The organism is Paracoccus gahaiensis (assembly GCF_005048225.1).
GTDB lineage: Bacteria > Pseudomonadota > Alphaproteobacteria > Rhodobacterales > Rhodobacteraceae > Paracoccus > Paracoccus gahaiensis.
The window spans coordinates 149,038-172,564 of the sequence record NZ_SUNI01000001.1 but is presented as its reverse complement, the minus strand read 5'-3'; the positions used below and the strand labels follow the sequence as shown (position 1 = coordinate 172,564).

Below are 23,527 nucleotides of genomic sequence, written 5' to 3'. Positions count from 1 at the left end.
GCAGCTTCAGGCGGTCAGAACATTTATCTCTCGGAGCTTGTCTTTAACGATCGCATAGCTCTCATCAACCGTGATCGAGTTACCATCACTGAGATAGATGGCAGTCTGATCGCCGTCCATGCTGGCCAGTCGCACGATGTACTTGGTGTTCACAATGGTGGGGCATTCATCCGCGTGGTCCATCAGTTCAATAAACATTGGCGCCTCATGCTGGAAATGTCCGGTCAGCCAAGCTGCGCCGCGCAAGTTGATTTGGCAACAGCTGATATCGAACACGGGGGGGTGGTCGCTAACTTTGCCCCATTAGCGGGGACCGGCGCGTGGGGGCGCGTGCAAGATATGACCGAATTGGAGATTTTGGGATGACTGAAGAACCGTTGCACGACGCCCCGCCGATTGACCGCTGGCGCCTCGACGCTTTGCTGGAGGCGCCTGTAAAGGGCAAGTTGTGGGGACTGCCTCAGATCGCGGCCTTTCTCGGCGTGAGCGTGGACACGGCGAGGCGCTGGGCGCGGCTGCCTGATGTGCCGATTTATCGGCCACCCGGCACGACCAGCTATTGCGCATTCCAGAGCGAACTGCGAAGCTGGCTAAGGTCGAAGCCCACAGATTAAGCCAACGATTTGCTAGGCTTATATAGGTTTTGCCAACTGCCGCTTTGACCCTGGCCCCCGTATTGTGGGGCCATGAAACTTTGGCCCTTCTCTCGCAAGTCCCTCGCCTCGCCCGATCCGGCGCTTGAGGCGATCCTCGGCATTACCCCGACCGCCAGCGGCATCTCTATCAGCGTCCTTGAGGCCCTGAAGGTGCCCGTGGTTGCCAATGCGATCCAGCTCATCTCCGAAGCCGTGGCATCGCTGGACGTGCATGTGAAGTTCCACGAGGGCGGCACAGAGATCAACGTGACCGATCATCCCGTGCTGACCCTGCTGCGTGGCGACGCCAACGATTGGACATCAGGCTTTGAACTGATCCGCCAGATCATGGTCGATGCTCTGGTGTCCGATGCCGGGGGCATGGCGTGGGTCAACCGGGTGAACGGCAGGCCGGTGGAGATCATCAGCTACCGCCAGGGCGTCATGACCTTCGACGCCGATACCGACACTCTGGAGCGCACATACCGTCTCGGCAACAATCCCATCCCGGCGCGTGACGTGATCCACCTGATGCCGCCGCTCTATCGGTCTCCCCTGAACCTCGCCCGTGACGCCATCGGCGTTGCCGTCGCTCTGGACCGCCACGCGGCCCGGCTGTTCACGCGCGGCGCAAAGCCTTCTGGCCTGCTGAAGTTCCCGAAAACCATGGGGGAGGACGCCGTGAAAAAGTCTCGCGCAGCATGGCGCGAAGCTCATGAAGGCGAAGATACCAGCGGCAAGACCGCGATCCTTTACGATGGAGCCGAGTTCGAGGCCCTGACCCTGAACAGCACCGACAGCCAGTTCCTCGAAAATCGCCGTTTCCAGATCGAGGAAATTGCCCGAGCCTTCAACATCCCCGCCCCGATGGTGGGCGATCTGAGCCGCGCCACCTGGTCGAACAGCGAACAGAAGGGCCGTGAGTTTCTGTCCTACACTCTGGAGCCGTGGCTGCGCGGGCTGGAGGGCGCCCTGAACCGTGCCTTGTTCAGCGACGACGAGCGGGGCCGCTACGTGGTCCGCTTCGACCGTGACGACCTGACCCGCGCCGATCTGGCGACCCGCGCCACCGTCATCAATTCCCTGATCGCCAGCCAGACCCTGAACCCGAACGAGGGCCGCAACTGGCTTGGCCTGCCCCCGCGCGTGGGCGGCGATCAATTCCTGAACCCCAACATCACCACGGCCCCCGTGAGCGGAGATACCCAAGCATGAGCACCGAGAACGCATCCTTTGACGCAATCCCATCGCAGGGCAAACCGCTGGCCGTGGTGATCCGGATGACACCCTTCGCCCCCAACTGGCCCGCCAGCAACGTGCGTACCCAGGTCGAGAAGGCATTCCCTGGCGTTCCGGTCATCACCGTGGATCAGGGCACGGATGTCGAGGTGATCCATGCAGTTGAATGACATTCTGGCCGACGCGCAGGATCAGGACCGTGGCCGCGACTTCGAGCTGGCCGATCCGGTGACAGGAAAGCCCACGGGCATCGTCCTGCGCATCGCAGGCCCTGACAGCGCCACACAAGCCCGCGCACGGCTGCAATTCACTGACGAGCTGGCCGAGGCCATGGATGCCGAGGGACGTGTCTCTGGCGCTGACAGAGAGCGCGCACGGCTTAACAACCTCGCCCGCTGTGTTCTGGGCTGGACGATCACCGAAGACGGCCAGCCGGTGCCCTACAATCACGCCAGCGTCCTGCGGCTGCTTAAGGCGGCGCAATGGGTGCAGGTGCAGGTGGATGGCTTCGCCGCCGACCGCGCAGCATTCCGGGGGACGGTGCAATGAGCCAGATCGAAGTCAAAGCCAACTTCACCGTGGACGAGGCGGGCGTGATCGAGGGCATCGCGTGGCCTTTCGGCAGCCCTGATCGCGTGGGCGACCTGATCGAGTTGGGGGCCTTCGCCAAGGCCATGCCGCCGATCCCGATGCTGGCCTTCCACGAGCAGCGGGAAACCGTTGGCGTGTGGGACTCAATCGAAGAACGCCCGGACGGCCTGCACGTGAAGGGGCGACTTCTGATCGAGGATCTGCCCCGCGCCCGTGAGGTCCGGGCGATGATCCGGGAACGCGCCCTGTCGGGCCTGTCTATCGGCTTCGCCTCGACCAAGGCGGCGCCCCGGCGCGGCGGTGGTCGCACCATCTCTGCCCTCGATCTTCTGGAAATCAGCGTGGTGGCCGTGGGCGCACACCCCGGCGCCCGCATCACCTCTGCAAAGGACTATGACATGACTGACGACACGCAGACCCCGGACATCGCGGCACTGGAAGCCAAGATGACCGCCATCGAACAGAAGGCCGACAACTCGGCTTTGGTCGCGCGCCTGGATAAGCTGGAGGCCAAGAGCAACCGGCACCAGGGCACGACCGAGGCCAAGGACGAGCTGACGGCAGAGCGCAAGGCGTTCGCGTCCTACCTGCGCCACGGCGACAAGCTGGCCGAAGAGGACCGCAAGGCCCTGAACGTCACCAGCGACACGCAGGGCGGGTTCCTGGCCCCCCCGGAAATGTCCTCCGAGGTCATCCGCGACCTGATCGAATACAGCCCGATCCGCAGCTATGCGAGCGTGCGCAACACCGGCGCCGACAGCGTGATCTTCCCGACCCGTGGCGATATCACCAACGCCCAATGGGTGGGCGAGATGGAGCCGCATAACGAATCCACTATCACCTTCGGCCAGCGTGAGGTCGAGGTGCATGAACTGGCGACGTTCGTGGATATCTCCAACCGCCTGCTGCAAGACGCGCCCATCGCGGAAACCGAAGTGCGCGCCGCCCTGGCAGAGGACTTCGGCAAAAAAGAGGCCGAGGCGTTCCTGTGGGGCACGGGCGTCAAGATGCCCGAGGGCGTGATGGTCAACACCGCCATTCCCGAGGTTGCCAACGGCCACGCCGCCAACCTGTCCACCGATGCCCTGATCCGGCTGATGTATGACCTGCCGCAGGCTTACCGGTCGCGCGGGGCATGGGCCATGAACGGCACCACCCTGGGCATCCTGCGCACCCTCAAGGACACGCAGGGCCAATACATCTGGCAGACCTCGCTGCAAGCGGGCCAGCCCGAGACGATCCTGGGCCGCCCGGTGATCGAGATGGTGGATCTGGAGGACATCGCAGCCAACCAGAACCCGATCATCTACGGCGATTTCCAGGCCTATCGGATCGTGGACCGCCTGAGCATGTCGATCCTGGTCGATCCCTACAGCCGCGCCCGTGAGCGCATCACCCGCATTCACGCCACCCGGCGTGTCGGCGGTGCGGTTCTGCAACCGGCCCGCTTCCGCAAACTGAGAATGTCCACCACCTGAGGAGCATGACCCATGCGTGATATATATGCGAACATCGATGCCGTCTCTGCCCTCGCCCCAGCGGTGCAGGCTGCAGCGGCCCAAGGCGAAGCCATCGACCTGAACGGCAAGGGCGGCGTGGCCTTCCTGGTCAACACCGGCGCCATCGCCGGGTCGGGCGACTATGCCCTGACCCTTCAGGAAAGCGACACCGGCACTTCGGGCTGGACCGCTGTGGCTGGCACGCAGATCGACAGCAACGCCCCTGCCACGCTGGCCGCCGACAGCACCTATCGCTTGGGCTATCGCGGCTGGAAGCGGTACGTGCGCGTGTCGCTGACCAAGGCCGGCGGCACCAGCATCATCGCGGGTGCTGCGGCAGTCTTCGTCCCGCTGACCCGACCGGCTGCCTGATGCCCGTCCGCGCGCCCCGGATCTGTTCTTGTGGTCAACTGGTGCCTTCGGGCGCACAGTGCCCTTGCCAGATCCAGCGCGCGGCGGCCCGCAAGGCCCGTTTCGACAAGACCCGGCCCAACAGCAGCCAGCGTGGCTACAATCGGGAATGGGACAAGGCCCGCGCCCGCTTCCTGCGCCAGCATCCCTACTGCACGGCCTGCGGTGCCCCGGCATCGCTGGTCGATCACAAGACCCCCCATCGCGGCGATCAGACCATCTTCTGGGACAAGTCCCGGTGGCAGTCGCTCTGCACCCCCTGCCATTCAGGCGCCAAGCAACGATTGGAGCGCCGCCAGCTTAGGACACCCTCGCCATGACCATCTTCACCACCGCAGGCACGCGCCTCTATATCGGCGGCCCCCTGGCTGCCAAATCCACTGACTTCGTTGAGGCAGACTTTGTAGGCCAAAGCGCCCTGTGGGTCGAGATCGATGAAACCGAGGGCCTGGGCTCTGCCGGTGACACGTCTTCGGAAGTCACCTTCGATGGCATCAATTCCGGCCGCACCCGCCGCCTGAAGGGCACCCGCAGCGCAGGCACCATGGATATCGTCTGCGGCCTCGACGCCACCGATCCCGGCCAGATCGCCCTGATCGCTGCCGAGCGCACCAAGGGCGATTACGCCTTCCGGGTGGTTCTGGCAGATGCCCTGCCGGGCGGCACCCCTTCGGAGCGCATGTTCGTGGCCCAGGTGGGCAGCGCGGCGGAACAGTATGACACCGCCAACAGCGTGATGAAGCTGAACGCCTCGCTCTGGATCAACAGCAACATCGTCAAGATTGACGCTGAAGTCTGATGCTGTTCCCCGTCGCTGGCAGCCGCTTCTTCATCGCGGATCAACCCGCCTCGTCGCCATCAGGCCCGGTATCGGTGCCTGCTGGTGCATGGGTTGAGATCGGAGAGACGGAAGCCTTCGGCACCTTGGGCGGGCGGTATGAGCTGCACGAGGCTAATCACATCGACCCCCTTGGTGATGGTTATACGGCAATGAAGGGCGTTCACAGTCCCGATACGATGCAGATCGTCATGGGCCTCGATCCGACCGACCCCGGCCAGCTGTTGCTGTTCAATGCGTATCGGTCCCGAGATGCCTTCCCGTTCCGGCTGCTGTTCCCGGATGGCGTGACCGATCGGCAATGGTTCGCCCTGGTGATGAGCTTCGGGGAAGTCTTCGACGCGGCCAACAATGTGATGCGGATGCAGGCCGATCTGCACCCGGTCACGAACATAACGAGGTGACCCATGCCGATTGAAACCATCGTGACCCTCGACGACATGAAGGAACACCTCGCCCTGACTGGCGATCAGCAAGACGACGACATGTTGATCCAGCTCAAGCTGGACGCAGCGCAAAGCCTGATCGAGCGGATGCTGGGCTATGGCCTGATCGCGCAATTCGAGGTGGCCCACGCTGTGCCCCCGGATCTGCGCGAGGCCGTCATGCAACTGGCTGCGTGGTGGTACGAGAACCGCGAAGCCGTCATGGAGCGTGGCGCCCCCCTGCCGTTCGGCGTGGCCGAGATCATCGACGCACACCGGGATCGGTCCTTCTGATGGCGGATGATGGCGGCCTGTCCAAGTTCCAGAAGCGCATGGCGGCGATCCCTCTCGCCGCAAGGGCAGCGGTCCAACCGGCATTGGCAGCCAGTGCCTATGAGATCGCGGATATCATCGAGAGCCTGGCGCCTGAGGATGATGGTGATCTGAAGAACTCTGTGGCTGTCACCCTCGCAGGCCAATCGACCCCGGCTTACTCGCAGCCCGGCGGCTCGCAAGTGGTGCCCGAGAACGCTGCCGCCATCACGGTCGGCAATACCGATGTGCGCTATCCGCATCTTGTGGAACACGGGACCAGCAAGGCAGCGGCGCAGCCGTTCTTCTGGCCGGGCTTCCGCTTTGGCCGAAAGCGCGCCCTCGACCGCATTAAGCGTGCCGTGGGCAAAGCAATCCGGGAGGCCAAGTGATGGAGCTGGCAGTTCAAAAAGCCATCCGCGACCGGCTAATTTCTTACGGGGTTATTACGGTGCTGGTCCCTGCCGCGCATATCTTCGACACCAATCAGCGCCCCGCGCCAATGCCGTCGATCATCCTGGGCGAAAGCCAGTCCGTGGATGAGGGCACCAGCCTGCGCCGGGCGCACACCCGGATCTATCACACCCTGCACATCTGGGCGCGTGAGGCGTCCCTAGAGCGGTCCAAGGCCATCGGGGCCGCCGTGGCTGCCGCAATGCAACTTGGCCGCCTGACGCTGCCTGTGGGGCTGCACTGCGCCGATCTGCGCGTGTCCGGTCAAAGATACCTGCGCGACCCTGACGGCGAACATTCCCACGGCGTCGTGACACTTGAAATCTTGATTGCGGAGGCCCTGCCATGAAGTCCGGCAAGCTGACCGACAGCATTCAGATCGAGCATCGCACCGATGCCGTGAATGACTACGGCACTCCGACCACCACCTGGCGCCCCTTTGCCAGCGTCCGGGCCGAGCGCATCGACCAGACCACCGAAGAGTTCATGCGCAGCTTTGGCGCCAGTGAGGAGGAAGCCGTGGTGTTCCGCATCCGGCATCTGGACGGCATTAGCAACGCTGACCGGGTGCTGTGGCACGGGCAGCCCTACAACATCAGTCAGGTGACCCCCATCGGACGCCGCAAGGGTCTGGACCTGCGCTGCACGAGGCTGACGGAATGAAGGGCACCAAACCCCACCTGCGCGAAGATAATGACGCTCTGGCCGACAATATCGCAGCGCCCGAATGGCTGGACGTTCACGCCCGCGAGGAATGGGACCGGGTGATGCCGGTTCTGACCGAACGCCGCATCCTGACCGACGCGGATCTTGGCGGCTTGGGAAACTACTGCATCAGCATCGGACGGGTCCGGCAGATGGAAGAACTGATCCAGACCGAACCCGAACCTGAGATGATGCTGAAGCTGATCCGGGTGCAGGGCCAAGCCATGGCCTCTGCCCGTCAGCTGGCCGCAGAGATGGGCCTGACGCCTGTCAGCCGGTCGCGCCCCGCGATCCGCGAGGATGGCGACCAGGACAGCACCCCATCGCCTCTGGACGTGGGGTAAGGTCATGAAAGCCATACCCTCGACCTTCCCGGAATGGATCTACGACGGGTCCGAGATCCCCGACCCCTACGGCTATGGTGAGCGGGCGGTGACCTTCCTGCGCACTCTGCGCCATCCCAAGTCGATCCTGCCGAACCGGGCTTTCCAGCTCGACCCCTGGCAAGAGCGGATCGTGCGCCGCATCTATGGCCCCCGGCATGAGGACGGCACGCGGATCACCAACACCGTCGCGCTGCTGCTGCCCCGGGGCAATCGCAAGACCTCCCTGGCGGCGGCACTGGCCCTGCTGCACACCATCGGCCCTGAGCGCCGGGCGGGCGGTGAAGCCATCTTTGCCGCGGCGGATCGCAAGCAGGCCGGTATCGGCTTTCGCGAGGCCGTGGGCATCATCCGCGAAGACAGGCGCATCGTGTCGGCGGTGGGCATCTATGACGCCCACAACGCCCCGAAGAAGCTGCTCTATCGCAAGGACGCCTCATACCTGGAGGTCATCTCCGGCGATGGCGGGCCGCAGCATGGCCGCACACCTGCCTTCGTGCTGGCAGATGAAATTCATATCTGGAAGGGCCGCGACCTGTGGGAGGCGCTGACCACCGGCCTCGAGAAGATCGATGACAGCCTGCTGGTCGTGGCCTCGACTGCCGGGCGGGGTCAGGACACCCTGGCCTTTGACTTCTTCGAGGACGCGCGCAACGTCGCCCGTGGAAAGGTTGAGGATGACTCGATCCTGCCCATCCTGTTCGAGGCCGACCGCCGCGACGACTGGCAGGACGAGGAGCTGTGGCACCGCGTCAATCCCGGCCTGCAGCACGGCTATCCGAGCCTTGCGGGCTTCCGGCGCCACGCCAAGCGGTCACAGCGCAGCGTGGGCGACCGGCAGTCCTTCAAGCAGCTCAAGCTGAATATCTGGCTGGATGCCTCGACCGAGCCGCTAGTGGACATGGAGATCTATGACCAGGGCGCGAAAGAATATGACTTCGATACGCTCAAGAACGAACCCTGCTGGCTGGCTGTCGATCTGTCATCGACCGTGGACCTGTCGGTGATCGTGGGGTGCTGGCGGGTTGCCGAGGGTTACGCGGTCATGCGTGGTTCTTCTGCCCTCAGGACACCGTCACCAGCAAGGACGATGGCGGAATGATGGACGACGACGGCGTGGCGCAGCGTGAGAGCCAGTCCGGGGCACCCTACAGCCAGTGGGTTGAGGATGGGTTGGTCACGGCCACGGTCGGGTCGGTGATCGATTATGCCGAGATTGAAAGCAAGATCATCGAACTCTGCGAAGAGCTGAACGTCCAGGAAATCGCCTTCGACCCGCACATGGCCCGGCAGGTGCAGCCCAAGATCCTTGAAGCGGGCCTTCCTGCCGTGGACTTCCGGCAGGTGCCGTCCCTGATGATGCCTGCAGCGATGGAGCTAGAGCGCGCCCTTCTGGGTGGCGAGTTCTTCCACGGCGGCAATCCGGTCCTGCGTCATTGCTTCGCCAATGTCGTCGTGAAGCGCAACGACCACGGCCATGTCGTGAAGTTCACCAAGCCCAAGAAATGGCTGTCGATCGACGGCGCGGTGGCAGCGGCAATGGCCGTATCCCGCGCGGCGGCGAACGAGGGCGGCCTGACCACCAATCAGACATGGTTCACCGAAGACATGTGGACCGCATAGGAGGCGACGATGAACGTAGCAGTGGGAGCCGACGAGCGCCTGGTGGTAATGCTGGAAGCCCGCGTGACCGAGTTCGAGCGCCGGATGCGGCAGGCCGAACAGCGCGGCACCAGGACCTATCAGGGCTTGTCCCGCAATTCCCGGTCGGCAACCCGGCAGATGGAAGCGGACATGATCCGCTCGACCGGCTCGATCAACCGCGCCATCGCCTCGACCACGGGGCGCATCGGCACCTTGGCCGCATCCATGGCGGGCGGGCTGGTGGCCGGCGCAGCGGTGGGCCTGTTCGCAGGCGTCACCGGCAGCATCTCAAACACCGTCCGCAGCATGGCCGAGCTTGGCGACGAGGCGAAGCGGGCTGGCATGTCGGCGCAGTCCTTCCAGGAATGGAGGTTCGTGGCCGATCAGAACCGGGTCAGCGTCGATGCCCTGGTGGACGGCTTCAAGGAACTGTCCCTGCGCGCAGACGAGTTCATCACCACCGGCAAGGGATCGGGGGCGGATGCCTTCACCCGCTTGGGCCTTAGTGCCGATAGCCTGAAGACCAAGCTGAAAGACCCCTCTGCCCTGATGCTGGAGATCATGGGCAGGCTTGAGGGGCTGGATAAGGCCGCGCAGATCCGCATTGCAGATGAGATCTTCGGCGGCACGGGTGGCGAGCAGTTCATTCAGATGCTGGGCCAAGGTGAAGGCGCCTTGCAGGCCACCATCGACCGCGCCCATGAAACCGGCGCCGTGCTGGATGACGAGCTGATCCGCAAGGCCGAGGAGATCGACCGGAAGTTTGCCCAGCTCACCAGCACCGCAGGCAACTTCGCCAAGCGCATGGTGGTCGAAGTCGTGGCTGCCGGGGCAGAAATGGCCGACTTCCGCGACCGCCTCGACCATCTGTTCGACAGCGAGGACCAGGGCCGGGCGATCTTGGGGGATGAACTCTATGACAGCCTCGCGCAGAACCGCGACATGGTGGATGAGAACGCCGAAAGCCTGGGCGTCCTGAACCAGCAATACATGGCCCTCTCGGAGGAAGCCGACCGCTCCGGCATGGCCCTGATCGACGCCATCAGCAAGATGGACAGCCTGGGCTATGACGATGCCGCAGACATCCTGCGCACGGCCTACAGTGAAATGCAGACGCTGGTCGAAGCCTTCCGCGAGGGGGAAGTGTCGGGCGAGGACTTCACCGCGCAGCTTGGCGAGATCGAGGACGCTGCCTCAAGCGCATTCAGCCAGCTCGACGCCAGCGATCGGGTGCAGTTCTCCGGGGTCATCAGCCAGCTGGAACGCCTTGGCGGGGTCATCGGCGGCATCATCAGCCTTGCAAACAGCATGGGCGCGGCACTGGCACGTGCGGCAGGCGTGGCACCTGACCAGCAGGCCGGGCAGACCATGCGCGACCGTCATGCGGCAGAGGCGGCCAGCCTCGAAAGCCTGGAGGCACAGCGCGCCGCGTCTGAGGGCTTCACGCAGTCAGAGACGGCCCGCAACAGCGCAAGCGCCGAGCAACTGCGGCTGCAACGCGAGATCGAGTCCGTCCGGGAACGGGCAGGTGAAAGCGGCGCATCCCTGACCGAACAGCAGGCCACCGACTTCGCCAGCGCAGCCTTGGCGGCAGAGGACGCACGCCGGGAAGCGGGGCGAGCAGGTCGCGGTGGTGGCGGTGCGAAGGGCGGCAAGGGCGCGTCCGGGGGCAAGGAGAAGCTGGACGAATACCAGCGCGAGGCCGAGGCCATCCGCGACCGCACCCTGGCCCTTGAGGCTGAGGCCGCATCCTTGATCGTGGTGGCCCAAAGCGGCGAAGACTATGGCGATGCCCTGGAATACGCCCGCACCCGCGCAGAGCTGCTACACGCCGCCCAGGAGGCCGGGAAGGCCATCACCCCGGAACTGACAGCCGAGATCGACCAACTGGCCCAGAGCTACGTCACAGCGGGGCTGGAGGCCGAAGCGGCGGCGGAAAAGATGAAGCAGATCCAGGAACAGTCCGAACGCGGCAAGCAGGCGCTGGAAGACATGTTCGGATCGATCATCGACGGGTCCATGTCCGCCAAGGATGCGATGCTGCAACTGGTGGCCGAGATCGCCAAGGCGCAGATGATGAAGGGCCTGATGGGGCTGCCCGGCATCGGGGCTGCAAGTGGGTTGCTTGGTGGGTTGCTGAACCCCGGATATGCGGCGGGCGGCTTTACCGGCGCAGGTGGCAAGTATGACCCGGCAGGCATCGTTCACCGTGGCGAGTATGTGATGAGCGCGGCAGCCGTCCAGCGCCTCGGGGTCCGCAACCTCGACAGCATCCACCAAGGCGCCTTGAGGGGCTATGCCAACGGCGGGGCTGTGGGCGTGTCATCCGGGGGTGGCGGCGGTAAGCAGGCGGTGGACGTGCAAGTGCACGTGACGAACAGCTTCGATAACAACGGCAACCTGCAAACCTTCGTGGACCAGCGGGTTGCTGGTGGGGTCCAGCGAGGTCTTCACCAGTTCCGGAAGGGGATCCCCGACATGGTTCATAAATCAATTCGCAACCCGAGGGACCGCTGGTGATGGCCCGCCTTGAGAAGATGCTGTGCGCCACGCTGGAAGCCATGCTGCAGGGCAAGAAGTATCGGATGCCGGATGCGGGCGGGGATATCTTCGATGCCTTCCTGCACCTGTCCCGCGCGCGGTCCTATCACCAGCACGGCCCGAACCCGATCACCTGGGAGGCAATGGCTGCCTATGTGCAGGTAAGCCGCCGCCCCATCCCCCCGCATCATGCCGAGATCATCATGGCGCTGGACGATGTGTGGATGAGGCACGCGGGGAAGCAGATGGCAGGGCAGGCATCGGGAACGCCAGCCGCGCCTATGGTGTCCAGCACGCCGCTATCGGCGGGGCTGTTCGACGCTCTTATGGGCGGGTGATGCGTTTAATGTGCGGGCACAATAACTTCACTTTCAGAACTTGATGCCCTTGAATGCTTCTATTCCAGCTTTCTCAACCGCAGCCTTGAGGGCATCCATCCCCTGCGCTTTAAGGTCTCCAAATCGTCCTAGCTGCGCGCCACAGTCTGCGCATGTGGCATCGCTATCGTCAGAGACTGGATCAGAAACCGCAACTTGAAGCGGGTCAGCCCCGCAAGATGAACAGCTAAGCGGAAGGTCGACAAGATCAGTGTTCATTTGAGAAACCCCTTTTCGCGTAGGTAGGTTGTAAGAATTAACTCTGCCATCGACGCAGTTGATCTGTTGTCTTCGCGGGCAGCGGCTTCAAGCGCAGCCTTCACTGACGGCAGGATGCGCAGCCCAAGAGGCGCGGAGCGGGTTTCGCGTTCTACTGACAATGCTAGCACTTTCCTGTTGACAGATCCCTTCCTCGGCATGTATCAAACAATTGCTAACAAAGCAAGCAGCCACGCACGGTGTTACAGCACCACGCGCGGCCTAACCGAAACCCGATCCTATAGGAGATCGAGCAATGGCTGATACTTGCCATAACACCCCCGGCATGTCTGGGCAAAGTCCTTCCCTGCACCCCGGCATCAAGGCCCGTCCCCTGAACGATATCCACCGTGACGCGGTGTTCTTGCACGCATTTGCGCAGGGCGTGGCCGAGCTACATGAAACGCTCAAGACCGACCTGTCGCCCGCGTCCAACTCGATGCCTGCTATGTTCGAAACCCTGATCGACCGCGCCAGCCGTTTGGTCAATGATATCGAGATCTTCGACTATGTGGAGGGCCGGAAATGAACACACCCGATTGGCATGACGCCCACAACGCCACCGATATGCACATTGCGCGCATGCAGGGGTTCGCGGAGATCCTGTATGAGGTCGCTACCGAGTATCCAGCCCTCTGCAAGAACGAACCACTTGCCAACGGCATCCTCGCCTTGATCCGAGCGATAAAAGAGGACGCGCGGCAACTGGAGGAATTGCATTCCGTGGAATGGAAACTCAAGCCGAACGCCGCATCGGGCTGATCCAGCTTCCCAAAACTTCCCGCATCTTCCTACGTTCGCTGGGGGGATGCGCGGGGGGACAAATAAATGCACGCCCATAAAGTAGAGCGAAAACAATGCCTTACAAAGGTAATTGGCGGAGACGAAGGGATTCGAACCCTCGAGACCCTTTCGGGCCTGCGCCCTTAGCAGGGGCGTGCCTTCGACCACTCGGCCACATCTCCGCCGACCCCTATAGGGAGATCGGGAAAGGGGGGCAAGGGGTTTTTCCCATGATCCCGGGGGGTCTCCGGGCTTCGTCGCTGGATCCCGATCCGGCGGTGCTTTTCAGCCAAGCGCCAAGGACATGCGCGACCATTCCGCCTGCGGATCGGGGATGTGGCAGTTCGTCCCTCTGGCATCCCGGGCCGAACCGGGACAGGGTCGGGACGACAGCCCTGCCCCAGAACCGGATGGCCCCTCATGACCGAGATCTCGCGCCGCAAGTCGGACCATCTGCGCATCGTGGCCGAGGGGCGTGGCGAACAGCAGGGGCTGGACAGCGGCTTCGACCGGGTGCGCTTCCTGCATCAGGCGCTGCCCGAGCTGGACATGGCGGCCGTCGACTGCCGCACGCGGTTTCTGGGACGGGACATGGCGGCGCCGCTGCTGGTCTCGGCCATGACCGGGGGGCCGGACGAGGCCGAGCGCATCAACCGCCACATCGCCGAGGCCTGCGCGCATCTGGGGCTGGCCCTCTCGGTCGGCTCGCAGCGCATCGCGGTCGAGGCGGGCGGCGCGGGGGGCCTGGGGGCCAGCCTGCGGGCGATCGCGCCGCAGATCCCGATCCTGGGCAATATCGGTGCGGTGCAGCTGAACTATGGCTTCGGCCTGGACGAGGCGCAGCGGGCGGTGGACATGATCGGCGCCGACGCGCTGATTTTGCACCTGAACCCGCTGCAGGAGGCGATCCAGGAGGGCGGCGACCGCGACTTCTCGGGCCTTCTGGCGCGCATCGCGGCACTGGCGACGGCCCTGCCCGTCCCCCTGGGCGTCAAGGAGGTCGGCGCGGGCCTCTCCGCCCCGCTCGCCCGGCGGCTGATCGAGGCCGGGGTCACCATCCTGGACGTCGCAGGCGCGGGCGGGACCAGCTGGGCGCGGGTCGAGGCCGAGCGGGGCCCGGAGCGGCTGCAGGCGCTGGCCGCGCCCTTCCATGACTGGGGGATCCCCACCACGACGGCGCTGCGGGGGGTGGCGCCCCTGATGCGGCCGGGCGGGGTGCTGATCGGCTCGGGCGGGGTGCGGCACGGGCTGGATGTGGCGCGCGCGATCCGGCTTGGCGCGGATCTGGCCGGGCAGGCGGCGCGCGCCCTGCCCGCCGCCCGCGACAGCGCCGAGGCGCTGGTCCAGCATCTGGGCGACGTGATCGCGCAGCTGCGCATCGCAATGTTCTGCACCGGATCGGCCGATCTGGCGGCCCTGCGCCGGGCGCCGCTTCTGTCCCCGCCTGGCGGCTTTTGGTCGCAATCAGCAGGGATGGAAAAGCCCGACCCATCGGCGTAGCCTGCCCGCGTACCGGGCCGAGGATCCAGCATGACCGACCGACCGCTGAACAGGACCGACCACCTGACCCTCCCCAACCTGATGCTGGCGGGCGGGATCATCCTGGCCTGGCTGGCGCTGCACATCCATGCGCTGTGGTTCCTGGACGCCGCCGCCCATCCGGTGATCGCGGCGCTGAACTTCATGGGCCTGACCTGGCTGTCGGTGGGGCTGTTCATCATCGCCCATGATGCCATGCACGGCGCCGTCGTGCCGGGGCGCCCGCGCGCCAATGCGGCGATCGGCTCGCTGGTCCTGTGGCTTTATGCGGGGTTCTCGTGGCGCAAGATGATCGTCAAGCACATGGCCCATCACCGCCATGCCGGCACCGACGACGATCCGGATTTCGACCATGGTGGCCCGGTCCGCTGGTATGCCCGCTTCATCGGCACCTATTTCGGCTGGCGCGAGGGGCTGATCCTGCCCGTCATCGTCACCACCTATGCGCTGATCCTGGGGGATCGCTGGATGTATGTGGTGTTCTGGCCCCTGCCCTCGATCCTGGCGTCCATGCAGTTGTTCGTCTTCGGCACCTGGCTGCCGCACCGTCCGGGGCATGATCATTTCCCCGACCGCCACAATGCCCGGTCCTCGCGCATCAGCGATCCGCTGTCGCTGCTGACCTGCTTCCATTTCGGCGGCTATCACCACGAGCATCACCTCTATCCGACGGTGCCGTGGTGGCGCCTGCCCAGCACCCGCAAGACCGTCACAGACATGAAAGGCCCCCGCCCATGACCAACTTCCTGATCGTCGTGGCGACCGTCCTGGTGATGGAGCTGACCGCCTATTCCGTCCACCGCTGGATCATGCACGGCCCCCTGGGCTGGGGCTGGCACAAGTCCCATCACGAGGAGCATGACCACGCGCTGGAGAAGAACGACCTCTACGGTCTGGTCTTCGCGGTGATCGCCACGATCCTGTTCACCGTGGGCTGGATCTGGGCGCCGGTCCTCTGGTGGATCGCGCTTGGCATGACCGTCTATGGGCTGATCTATTTCGTGCTGCATGACGGGCTGGTCCATCAGCGCTGGCCCTTCCGCTATGTGCCCCGGCGCGGCTATGCCCGGCGGCTGTATCAGGCCCACCGGCTGCATCACGCGGTCGAGGGGCGGGACAAATGCGTCAGCTTCGGCTTCATCTATGCGCCGCCGGTCGACAAGCTGAAGCAGGACCTGAAATCCACGGGCGTGCTGCGCGCCGAGACCCAGCCCCGCAATCGCGGACCCGCTGCATGACCCCTGATCTTGTGGTGGCGGGCGCCGGGCTTGCGGGCGGGCTGATCGCGCTGGCCGTCCGCGCCGCCCGGCCCGACCTGCAGGTGCTGCTGCTGGACCGCGCGGCGGGGCCGGTGGACCGGCATACCTGGTCCTGCCACGACACCGACCTGTCGTCCGACTGGCTGACCCGGCTGCGGCCCCTGCGACGTGCCAGCTGGTCCGACCAGCAGGTCCGCTTTCCCGAACATGCGCGGCGGATGCGGGCGGGCTATGGCTCGCTGGAAGATACCGCGCTGCTGGCCGCGGTGCAGGCGGCGGGCGCTCGGGTACGTTGGTCCAGCGACATCGCCGCGCTGGACGCGGCAGGCGCGACTTTGACGGACGGCACCCGGATCGAGGCGCCCTGCGTGATCGACGCGCGGGGCGCGGAACCCTCGCACCATCTGGCGGTGGGCTTCCAGAAATTCGTCGGCATCGAGATCGAGACGGATGCCCCCCATGGCGTCACCCGCCCGCTGATCATGGACGCGACCGTGCCGCAGCAGGACGGCTATCGATTCATCTACCTCTTGCCCTTCTCGCCCACGCGCATCCTGATCGAGGACACGCGCTATTCCGATGGCGGCGATCTGGATGACGCGGCCCTGGCGCAGGCCTCGCATGATTACGCCCGGGACAAGGGCTGGACCGGCACCGAGATGCGGCGCGAGCGCGGCATCCTGCCCATCGCGCTGGCCCATGACGCGCAGGGCTTCTGGGACGATCACGCCTCGGGCGCGGTGCCCGTGGGGCTGAGGGCGGGGTTCTTCCATCCGGTCACAGGCTATTCGCTGCCCTATGCCGCGCGGGTGGCCGATATGGTGGCCGCCCTGCCCGGCCCCCTGACCACCGACCGCCTGCGCCCCGCCCTGCGCGATTTCGCGCTGGACCGCGCGCGGCAGGACCGCTTCCTGCGGCTGTTGAACCGCATGCTGTTCCGGGGCTGCGCGCCCGAGCGGCGCTATACCCTGCTGCAACGTTTCTACCGCATGCCCGAGGGGCTGATCGAGCGGTTCTATGCCAGCACCCTGACCAATGCCGACCGGTTGCGCATCGTGACCGGCAAGCCCCCCATTCCGCTGCGCACGGCCTTCCGCTGCCTGCCCGAGCGTCCGCTTCTCAAGGAATTCGCATGACCCAGACCAAGACCGCCATCGTCATCGGCGCCGGATTCGGCGGGCTGGCCTTGGCCATCCGCCTGCAATCGGCGGGCCTCGCCACCACGCTGGTCGAGGCGCGCGACAAGCCCGGCGGGCGGGCCTATGTCTGGCACGATCAGGGCCATGTCTTCGATGCCGGCCCCACCGTCATCACCGATCCCGATGCGCTCAAGGAGCTGTGGGCGCTGTCGGGCCAGGACATGGCGCGCGACGTGACCCTGATGCCGGTGTCACCCTTCTACCGGCTGATGTGGCCGGGCGGGAAGGTCTTCGACTATGTCAACGAATCCGACCAGCTGGAGAGCCAGATCGCGCGCTTCAATCCCGACGATCTGGAGGGATACCGCCGGTTCCGCGACTATGCCGAGGAGGTCTATCAGGAGGGCTATGTCAAGCTGGGAACGGTGCCCTTCCTGAAGCTGGGCCAGATGCTGCGCGCGGCGCCCGCGCTGATGCGGCTGGAGGCCTACAAGTCCGTGCATGCCAAGGTCTCGACCTTCATCAAGGACCCGCATCTGCGGCAGGCGTTTTCCTATCACACGCTGCTGGTCGGCGGGAATCCGTTCTCGACCAGCTCGATCTATGCGCTGATCCATGCGCTGGAACGGCGCGGCGGCGTCTGGTTCGCCAAGGGCGGCACCAATCAACTGATCAACGGCATGGTCGCGCTGTTCGAACGCTTGGGCGGTCAGGTGATGCTGAACGCCAAGGTCGCCCGGATCGAGGTCGCGGGCAGCCGCGCCACCGGCGTCACGCTGGCCGATGGGCGCAAGGTCCAGGCCGACATGGTCGCCAGCAATGGCGATGTCATGCACAATTACCGCGACCTCTTGGGCCATACCCCGCGTGGCCAGTCCCGCGCCAAGTCGCTGGACCGCAAGCGCTGGTCCATGTCGCTCTTCGTGCTGCATTTCGGCCTGCGCGAGGCGCCGAAGGACCTGGCCCACCACACCATCCTGTTCGGCCCCCGCTACAAGGAGCTGGTGAACGAGATCTTCAAGGGCCCGAACCTGGCCGAGGATTTCTCGCTGTACCTGCATTCCCCCTGCACGACCGATCCGGAGATGGCGCCTCCGGGCATGTCGACGCATTACGTTCTGGCCCCGGTGCCGCATCTGGGCCGCGCCGAGATCGATTGGTCGGTCGAGGGGCCGCGCTATGCCGACCGCATCCTGGCAAGCCTTGAAGAACGGCTGATCCCTAACCTGCGCGCCAACCTGACCGTGCAGCGCATCTTCTCTCCGGCCGATTTCGCCAGCGAGCTGGGTGCCCATCACGGCAGCGCCTTTTCCATCGAGCCGATCCTGACGCAATCGGCCTGGTTCCGGCCCCACAACCGCGACAAGACGATCCGCAATTTCTATCTGGTGGGCGCGGGCACCCATCCGGGCGCGGGCATCCCGGGCGTGGTGGGCAGCGCCAAGGCGACCGCGCAGGTGATCATGGCCGATCTGGGCGCGGCATGAGCGATCTGGTCGCCACCTCGCAGACGGCCATCACCCAGGGCTCTCAAAGCTTCGCCACCGCCGCCAAGCTGATGCCGCCGGGCATCCGCGAGGATACGGTGATGCTATACGCCTGGTGCCGCCATGCCGATGACGTCATCGACGGGCAGGAGCTGGGCAGCCGCCCCGAGCTGGTGCAGGACCCGCAGGCGCGGCTGGAGGATCTGCGCGCCATGACGCTGGCGGCGCTGCATGGCGACGGGCCGGTGACCCCGCCCTTCGCCGCGCTGCGGGCCGTCGCGCGGCGGCATGATTTCCCCGACCGCTGGCCGCTCGACCTGATCGAGGGCTTCGCGATGGATGTCGAGGCGCGCGATTATCGCAGCCTCGATGACGTGCTGGACTATTCCTATCACGTCGCGGGCGTGGTGGGCGTGATGATGGCGCGCGTCATGGGCGTGCGCAACGACGCGGTGCTGGACCGGGCCTGCGATCTGGGGCTGGCCTTCCAGCTGACCAACATCGCCCGCGACGTGATCGACGATGCCGCCATCGGGCGCTGCTACCTGCCCGGCGACTGGCTGGAGGAGGCCGGGGCCACCGTCGAGGGCCCGCTGCCCTCGCCCCAGCTTTACGCGGTGATCCTGCGCCTGCTGGATGCGGCGGACGGCTATTACGCCTCGGCGCGGGTGGGGCTGCCGCATCTGCCGCCGCGCTGCGCGTGGTCCATCGCGGCGGCGCTGCGCATCTATCGCGCCATCGGGCACCGGATCCGCAGGGGCGGGCCTGCCGCCTATCGCCAGCGGATCAGCACGTCCAAGCTGACCAAGCTGGGCCTCTTGAGCGCCGGAGGATGGGATGTGGCCCGCTCGCGCCTGTCGCGGCCCGCCGTCTCGCGCGACGGGCTGTGGACCCGGCCGCGGGGCTGAGCCTCAGGCGCTGGCGCGATAGGGCAGCACGCGTTCCAGCAGCGCCGCGATCTCGGGCGCCTGCAGCCGCTTGCTGCGCAGCATCGCATCCAGCTGTGCCCGGCTGGCCGCATAATGGCGCGAGACTTGCTGCAGATCGGCCACCGCCAGCAGCCCGCGCTTGGGGCCCGGGGCGGCCTGATCGCGGCCGGGCTCCTTGCCCAAGGCCTTGCTGTCGCCGATCACGTCCAGCAGATCGTCATAGGACTGGAACACCCGGCCCAGCTGGCGACCGAAGGCGATCATCTGGTCCTTGTCCTCGGCGTCGAAATCCTTGACGACGGCCAGCATCTCGAGGCCCGCCACGAACAGCACGCCGGTCTTCAGATCCTGCTCGCGCTCGATCCCCGCATCGCTCTTGTCGGCATGCAGGTCCAGGTCCTGCCCCGCGCACAGCCCCTGCGGCCCGAGCGCGCGCGTCAGGATCCGCACCAGCTGCGCCCGGGTCGCGCCATCGGCGCCCCGCGCGGTGGCCAGGACCGCCATCGCCTCGGTGATCAGGGCGATCCCGGCCAGCAACGCCCGGCTTTCGCCATGGGCCACATGGGTGGCGGGCTGGCCTCGGCGCAGCGTGGCATCGTCCATGCAGGGCATGTCGTCGAAGATCAGCGAGGCGGCATGGACCATCTCGATCGCGCAGGCGGCGTCGATCATCGTCTCGCCCACCCCGCCCGAGGCATCGGCGGCCAGCAGCAGCAGCATCCCCCGGAAGCGCTTGCCCGAGGACAGGACCGCGTCCCGCATCGCCCGGCCAAGCGGGTCGGACACGGCATCGAAACCGCGCGAGATCTCGTGCAACCGGGTCTGCAGCAGATCCTGGTGAAGGGTGTCGACGTCTCGTCTCATCAGTACCTGCGCGCTTGGGTTCCGACCGGGGCGGGAAGGCAGCGCCCCAAGGCAAAAGCCCCGATCGTCGCCGTCAACATGGGGCCATCGTGGATCGGTTCACCGCCGATTGCACGCCTTTTCGACAGGCAGACCGTGGCGCGCGGCATTTTGTCCCGCAGCAGGTCCGGGGACCGCGCCGGGGCTCAATGCGTCCAGGGGGCGCGGCGGTCGGTGGCGAAATTTTCGCCATAGCCGCGCGGGCGGACATTGGCGGCGCGGCGATGGGGTTCCTGCACGACGAAGTCCAACCCGTGGTCGCGGGCGTAATCCTCGGCCTGCTTGCGGCTGTCGAAGCACAGGCGGACCTGGCTCTGCGTGTCCTCGCTGCTGGTCCAGCCCATCAGCGGGTCGATCTCGCGCGCATCGGAGGGGGGGAATTCCAGCACCCATCCCTTGGTCTTGGCGGTGCCGGACTGCATCGCGGTGCGGGCGGGCTGAAAGATGCGCACGATCATGGGATGTCCTTCGGGAAAAGCTGCCCTTGGTATATCGTCAAAACCGCCCCCCGGATCAAGCCCCCGGATTGCCCGCGCCCTGCCTGTGCGATGCGGAAGGCGCGCCCTCCTGGGACGCGCCCGACAGCCCGCTGGCGGAACCTGCCGCGTTCTGCAAGATTGGTACCTGCGACAGACCTGCTGACAAGAAAGACGCGACCATGACCGCATCCCCCCTTCGCATGACCCTGCTGGGCGCACCGCTGCTGGTGCTGGCCCTGGGCGCCTGCGCCGCCAGCCCCTACGACATCTCGGCAACCCAGTGCAGCCCGTCCCAGCATCAGGCGCTGGTCGGCCGCAATATCGGCGAGGTCTTCCTGCCGCCCAACCTGCGCAAGCGCGAGGTCGGACCCGAGGGCGCCATGACGCGCGATTTCAATCCCGCGCGCCTGACCATGTTCCTGGACGCCAAGGGCTGGATCACCAGCGTCGCCTGCGGCTAGCCCCCGCGCTTCGAGCGCTTGTTGCCGCCGCGCTGGCCCGCCCGGCCGGCGGTCGAGCGGCCCGAGGACCGCACCGCCGCCTCGGCCGCGTCGTCGATGACCGATTGCCGCGCCATCGGATCGTCCGAGATTGCCAGATCGACCGCCTCCAGCCGCTTGACCTCGTCGCGCAGCCGCGCCGCATCCTCGAAGTCCAGGTTCTCGGCGGCCTTGCGCATCTGGGTTCGCATCGCGTCCAGATGGGCGGCCAGGTTGGCCCCGATCAGCGGCTTGTCCACCTTGGTGGTGATGCGCGACTGATCCGTGTCGCCGGCCCAGAGGCCCGCCAGCACATCCTCGACATTCTTGCGCACGGTCTGGGGCGTGATGCCATGCAGCTCGTTATAGGCGATCTGCTTTTCGCGGCGGCGTTCGGTTTCCGCCATGGCGCGTTCCATGCTGCCGGTGATGCGGTCGGCATACATGATGACGCGGCCATCCTCGTTCCGGGCCGCGCGCCCGATGGTCTGGATCAGCGAGGTCTCGGACCGCAGGAAGCCTTCCTTGTCGGCGTCCAGGATGGCCACCAGCCCGCATTCGGGAATGTCCAACCCCTCGCGCAGCAGGTTGATGCCCACCAGCACGTCGAAGGCGCCAAGGCGCAGGTCGCGCAGGATCTCGATCCGCTCGATCGTGTCGATATCGCTGTGCATGTAGCGGATCTTGATGCCCTGCTCGTGCAGGTATTCGGTCAGATCCTCGGCCATGCGCTTGGTCAGGGTGGTGACCAGCGTCCGGTAGCCGGCGGCGGTGACGCGGCGCACCTCGTCCAGCAGGTCGTCGACCTGCATCTCGACGGGACGGATCTCGATCTTGGGGTCCAGCAGGCCGGTGGGGCGGATGATCTGTTCGGTGAAGACGCCGCCGGTCTGGTCCATCTCCCATTGCGCGGGGGTGGCGCTGACGAAGACCGACTGCGGCCGCATCGCGTCCCATTCCTCGAACTTCAGGGGGCGGTTGTCCATGCAGCTGGGCAGGCGGAAGCCGTGTTCGGCCAGCGTGAACTTGCGCCGGAAGTCGCCCCGGTACATGCCGCCGATCTGCGGCACCGAGACGTGGGATTCGTCGGCAAAGACGATGGCGGTGTCGGGGATGAATTCGAACAGCGTCGGCGGCGGCTCGCCCGGGGCGCGGCCGGTCAGGTAGCGCGAGTAGTTCTCGATGCCGTTGCAGACGCCGGTGGCCTCCAGCATCTCGATATCAAACGCCGTGCGCTGTTCCAGCCGCTGCGCCTCCAGCAGCTTGCCCTCTTCGGTCAGCTGCTTGAGGCGCAGCGCCAGTTCCTGCTTGATGCCCTTGATGGCCTGCTGCAGCGTCGGGCGCGGCGTCACGTAATGGCTGCTGGCATAGATGCGGATCTGCTTGAAGCTGTCGGTCTTGACCCCGGTCAGCGGATCGAATTCGGTGATCGCCTCCAGCTCGTTGCCGAAGAAATCGAAGCGCCAGGCGCGGTCTTCCAAGTGGGCGGGCCAGACCTCGACCAGATCGCCGCGCACCCGGAAGGCGCCGCGCTGAAAGCTGGTGTCCAGGCGCTTGTACTGCTGCGCCACCAGCTGGCCCAAGAACTCGCGCTGGTCATAGCTTTCGCCCACGACCATGTCCTGGGTCATCGCCGAATAGGTCTCGACCGAGCCGATGCCATAGATGCAGCTGACCGAGGCCACGATGATCACGTCGTCGCGTTCCAGCAGCGCCCGGGTGGCCGAATGGCGCATCCGGTCGATGGCCTCGTTGATCTGGCTTTCCTTCTCGATATAGGTGTCCGAGCGCGCGACATAGGCCTCGGGCTGGTAGTAGTCGTAATAGCTGACGAAGTACTCGACGGCATTGTCGGGGAAGAAGCCCTTGAATTCGCCATACAACTGCGCGGCCAGGGTCTTGTTCGGCGCCAGGATGATGGCGGGGCGCTGCGTCGCCTCGATGATCTTGGCCATGGTGAAGGTCTTGCCGGTGCCGGTGGCGCCCAGCAGGACCTGATCGCGCTCGCCGCCGGTGACCCCCGCCACCAGTTCCTTGATGGCCGAGGGCTGGTCGCCTGCCGGTTCGAACTCGCTTTTCAGGACGAAGCGCTTGCCACCCTCCAGCTTGGGGCGGGTCACTTCGATCGGGCGCATCACGGGCGCGTTGGTGTTGTTATGGCCCATGGGGTTCCTGATCCGTTCGGTGTCGACCCCAAGATGTGTCGGGCCGCGCCCGGT

At 65.6% G+C, this 23,527-nt stretch carries 31 protein-coding genes and 1 tRNA gene; 26 read left to right on the top strand and 6 right to left on the bottom strand.

Annotated features, from left to right (window positions below; translation table 11 throughout):
* Positions 1-6: 6 nt before the first annotated feature.
* Positions 7-276 (bottom strand): hypothetical protein, encoded by a 270-nt coding sequence (locus FA743_RS00855; protein ID WP_136883997.1) that lies wholly within the window; start codon positions 274-276, stop codon positions 7-9.
* 410 nt (positions 277-686) lie between these two features.
* Here FA743_RS00855 and FA743_RS00845 point away from each other — a divergent pair, with 410 nt between their 5' ends.
* Genes FA743_RS00845 through FA743_RS00770 form a run of 17 tightly spaced genes read left to right on the top strand, consistent with a single transcriptional unit; the run spans position 687 to position 12,014 of the window.
* Positions 687-1,850 (top strand): phage portal protein, encoded by a 1,164-nt coding sequence (locus tag FA743_RS00845; RefSeq protein WP_136883995.1) that lies wholly within the window; start codon positions 687-689, stop codon positions 1,848-1,850.
* Positions 1,847-2,044, top strand: a complete 198-nt coding sequence (locus tag FA743_RS00840; RefSeq protein WP_136883994.1) for a hypothetical protein — start codon at positions 1,847-1,849, stop codon at positions 2,042-2,044. Before FA743_RS00845 ends, FA743_RS00840 begins: the two co-directional genes overlap by 4 nt.
* Positions 2,031-2,423 (top strand): hypothetical protein, encoded by a 393-nt coding sequence (locus tag FA743_RS00835; RefSeq protein ID WP_136883993.1) that lies wholly within the window; start codon positions 2,031-2,033, stop codon positions 2,421-2,423. Before FA743_RS00840 ends, FA743_RS00835 begins: the two co-directional genes overlap by 14 nt.
* The gene (locus FA743_RS00830; protein ID WP_136883992.1) at positions 2,420-3,943 is read left to right on the top strand and encodes a phage major capsid protein; all 1,524 of its coding nucleotides are present in this window, start codon (positions 2,420-2,422) and stop codon (positions 3,941-3,943) included. The genes FA743_RS00835 and FA743_RS00830 overlap by 4 nt, the downstream gene beginning before the upstream one ends.
* A gap of 12 nt (positions 3,944-3,955) precedes the next feature.
* The gene (locus FA743_RS00825; RefSeq protein WP_136883991.1) at positions 3,956-4,336 is read left to right on the top strand and encodes a hypothetical protein; all 381 of its coding nucleotides are present in this window, start codon (positions 3,956-3,958) and stop codon (positions 4,334-4,336) included.
* Positions 4,336-4,695, top strand: coding sequence for an HNH endonuclease (locus tag FA743_RS00820; RefSeq protein ID WP_136883990.1), 360 nt, complete (start codon positions 4,336-4,338; stop codon positions 4,693-4,695). Before FA743_RS00825 ends, FA743_RS00820 begins: the two co-directional genes overlap by 1 nt.
* Complete coding sequence (locus FA743_RS00815) at positions 4,692-5,174, top strand: hypothetical protein (protein ID WP_136883989.1); 483 nt, start codon at positions 4,692-4,694, stop codon at positions 5,172-5,174. The genes FA743_RS00820 and FA743_RS00815 overlap by 4 nt, the downstream gene beginning before the upstream one ends.
* Positions 5,174-5,617, top strand: a complete 444-nt coding sequence (locus FA743_RS00810; protein ID WP_136883988.1) for a hypothetical protein — start codon at positions 5,174-5,176, stop codon at positions 5,615-5,617. Before FA743_RS00815 ends, FA743_RS00810 begins: the two co-directional genes overlap by 1 nt.
* 3 nt (positions 5,618-5,620) lie before the next feature.
* Positions 5,621-5,932, top strand: coding sequence for a head-tail connector protein (locus tag FA743_RS00805; RefSeq protein WP_136883987.1), 312 nt, complete (start codon positions 5,621-5,623; stop codon positions 5,930-5,932).
* On the top strand, positions 5,932-6,342 hold the full coding sequence (locus FA743_RS00800; RefSeq protein WP_136883986.1) for an HK97-gp10 family putative phage morphogenesis protein: 411 nt from the start codon (positions 5,932-5,934) through the stop codon (positions 6,340-6,342). The genes FA743_RS00805 and FA743_RS00800 overlap by 1 nt, the downstream gene beginning before the upstream one ends.
* Positions 6,342-6,752, top strand: a complete 411-nt coding sequence (locus FA743_RS00795; RefSeq protein WP_136883985.1) for a DUF3168 domain-containing protein — start codon at positions 6,342-6,344, stop codon at positions 6,750-6,752. The genes FA743_RS00800 and FA743_RS00795 overlap by 1 nt, the downstream gene beginning before the upstream one ends.
* Positions 6,749-7,066: a phage head closure protein gene (locus tag FA743_RS00790; RefSeq protein WP_136883984.1), complete on the top strand. Its 318-nt coding sequence runs from the start codon at positions 6,749-6,751 to the stop codon at positions 7,064-7,066. Before FA743_RS00795 ends, FA743_RS00790 begins: the two co-directional genes overlap by 4 nt.
* On the top strand, positions 7,063-7,452 hold the full coding sequence (locus FA743_RS00785; protein WP_136883983.1) for a phage terminase small subunit P27 family: 390 nt from the start codon (positions 7,063-7,065) through the stop codon (positions 7,450-7,452). Before FA743_RS00790 ends, FA743_RS00785 begins: the two co-directional genes overlap by 4 nt.
* A 4-nt stretch (positions 7,453-7,456) precedes the next feature.
* The gene (locus FA743_RS00780) at positions 7,457-8,593 is read left to right on the top strand and encodes a terminase large subunit domain-containing protein (protein WP_281281752.1); all 1,137 of its coding nucleotides are present in this window, start codon (positions 7,457-7,459) and stop codon (positions 8,591-8,593) included.
* Positions 8,590-9,114, top strand: a complete 525-nt coding sequence (locus tag FA743_RS20760) for a terminase TerL endonuclease subunit (RefSeq protein ID WP_281281751.1) — start codon at positions 8,590-8,592, stop codon at positions 9,112-9,114. The genes FA743_RS00780 and FA743_RS20760 overlap by 4 nt, the downstream gene beginning before the upstream one ends.
* Positions 9,115-9,123: 9 nt before the next feature.
* Entirely contained in the window at positions 9,124-11,655 is a 2,532-nt protein-coding gene (locus FA743_RS00775; RefSeq protein ID WP_136883982.1) for a hypothetical protein, read from the top strand.
* Entirely contained in the window at positions 11,655-12,014 is a 360-nt protein-coding gene (locus tag FA743_RS00770; protein WP_136883981.1) for a phage tail assembly chaperone, read from the top strand. The genes FA743_RS00775 and FA743_RS00770 overlap by 1 nt, the downstream gene beginning before the upstream one ends.
* 33 nt (positions 12,015-12,047) lie before the next feature.
* Here the strand turns inward: FA743_RS00770 and FA743_RS00765 are convergent, their stop codons facing one another.
* The gene (locus tag FA743_RS00765; RefSeq protein WP_136883980.1) at positions 12,048-12,272 is read right to left on the bottom strand and encodes an ECs_2282 family putative zinc-binding protein; all 225 of its coding nucleotides are present in this window, start codon (positions 12,270-12,272) and stop codon (positions 12,048-12,050) included.
* Between the two features lie 295 nt (positions 12,273-12,567).
* Here FA743_RS00765 and FA743_RS00760 point away from each other — a divergent pair, with 295 nt between their 5' ends.
* Positions 12,568-12,840, top strand: a complete 273-nt coding sequence (locus tag FA743_RS00760; protein WP_136883979.1) for a hypothetical protein — start codon at positions 12,568-12,570, stop codon at positions 12,838-12,840.
* A complete protein-coding gene (locus FA743_RS00755) occupies positions 12,837-13,073 on the top strand; it encodes a hypothetical protein (RefSeq protein WP_136883978.1) in 237 nt (78 codons plus the stop codon). Before FA743_RS00760 ends, FA743_RS00755 begins: the two co-directional genes overlap by 4 nt.
* Positions 13,074-13,186: 113 nt before the next feature.
* On the opposite strand, the gene FA743_RS00750 is transcribed toward FA743_RS00755, so the two are convergent.
* Positions 13,187-13,276 (bottom strand) — tRNA-Ser (locus tag FA743_RS00750).
* 238 nt (positions 13,277-13,514) lie between these two features.
* Between FA743_RS00750 and fni the strand changes: the two genes are divergently transcribed.
* Genes fni through FA743_RS00720 form a run of 6 tightly spaced genes read left to right on the top strand, consistent with a single transcriptional unit; the run spans position 13,515 to position 19,426 of the window.
* Entirely contained in the window at positions 13,515-14,594 is a 1,080-nt protein-coding gene (gene fni / locus FA743_RS00745) for a type 2 isopentenyl-diphosphate Delta-isomerase (RefSeq protein ID WP_136883977.1), read from the top strand.
* Positions 14,595-14,624: 30 nt separating this feature from the next.
* Positions 14,625-15,371 carry a fatty acid desaturase gene (locus FA743_RS00740; protein ID WP_136883976.1) on the top strand — a complete coding sequence of 249 codons (747 nt, stop codon included), beginning with the start codon at positions 14,625-14,627 and terminating at the stop codon, positions 15,369-15,371.
* Entirely contained in the window at positions 15,368-15,871 is a 504-nt protein-coding gene (locus FA743_RS00735) for a sterol desaturase family protein (protein ID WP_136883975.1), read from the top strand. Before FA743_RS00740 ends, FA743_RS00735 begins: the two co-directional genes overlap by 4 nt.
* Positions 15,868-17,028: a lycopene beta-cyclase CrtY gene (gene crtY, locus FA743_RS00730; RefSeq protein ID WP_169308724.1), complete on the top strand. Its 1,161-nt coding sequence runs from the start codon at positions 15,868-15,870 to the stop codon at positions 17,026-17,028. The genes FA743_RS00735 and crtY overlap by 4 nt, the downstream gene beginning before the upstream one ends.
* Positions 17,025-18,518, top strand: a complete 1,494-nt coding sequence (locus FA743_RS00725) for a phytoene desaturase (protein ID WP_136883973.1) — start codon at positions 17,025-17,027, stop codon at positions 18,516-18,518. The genes crtY and FA743_RS00725 overlap by 4 nt, the downstream gene beginning before the upstream one ends.
* Positions 18,515-19,426 (top strand): phytoene/squalene synthase family protein, encoded by a 912-nt coding sequence (locus FA743_RS00720; RefSeq protein WP_136883972.1) that lies wholly within the window; start codon positions 18,515-18,517, stop codon positions 19,424-19,426. Before FA743_RS00725 ends, FA743_RS00720 begins: the two co-directional genes overlap by 4 nt.
* 3 nt (positions 19,427-19,429) lie before the next feature.
* On the opposite strand, the gene FA743_RS00715 is transcribed toward FA743_RS00720, so the two are convergent.
* Positions 19,430-20,311 (bottom strand): polyprenyl synthetase family protein, encoded by an 882-nt coding sequence (locus FA743_RS00715; RefSeq protein ID WP_136883971.1) that lies wholly within the window; start codon positions 20,309-20,311, stop codon positions 19,430-19,432.
* Between the two features lie 185 nt (positions 20,312-20,496).
* On the bottom strand, positions 20,497-20,808 hold the full coding sequence (locus tag FA743_RS00710; protein WP_136883970.1) for an ETC complex I subunit: 312 nt from the start codon (positions 20,806-20,808) through the stop codon (positions 20,497-20,499).
* A gap of 200 nt (positions 20,809-21,008) precedes the next feature.
* Between FA743_RS00710 and FA743_RS00705 the strand changes: the two genes are divergently transcribed.
* Positions 21,009-21,290: an I78 family peptidase inhibitor gene (locus tag FA743_RS00705; RefSeq protein ID WP_136883969.1), complete on the top strand. Its 282-nt coding sequence runs from the start codon at positions 21,009-21,011 to the stop codon at positions 21,288-21,290.
* On the opposite strand, the gene uvrB is transcribed toward FA743_RS00705, so the two are convergent.
* Positions 21,287-23,473, bottom strand: coding sequence for an excinuclease ABC subunit UvrB (uvrB, locus tag FA743_RS00700; protein WP_136883968.1), 2,187 nt, complete (start codon positions 23,471-23,473; stop codon positions 21,287-21,289). The two genes, FA743_RS00705 and uvrB, sit on opposite strands and share 4 nt — an antisense overlap.
* Positions 23,474-23,527 lie beyond the last annotated feature (54 nt).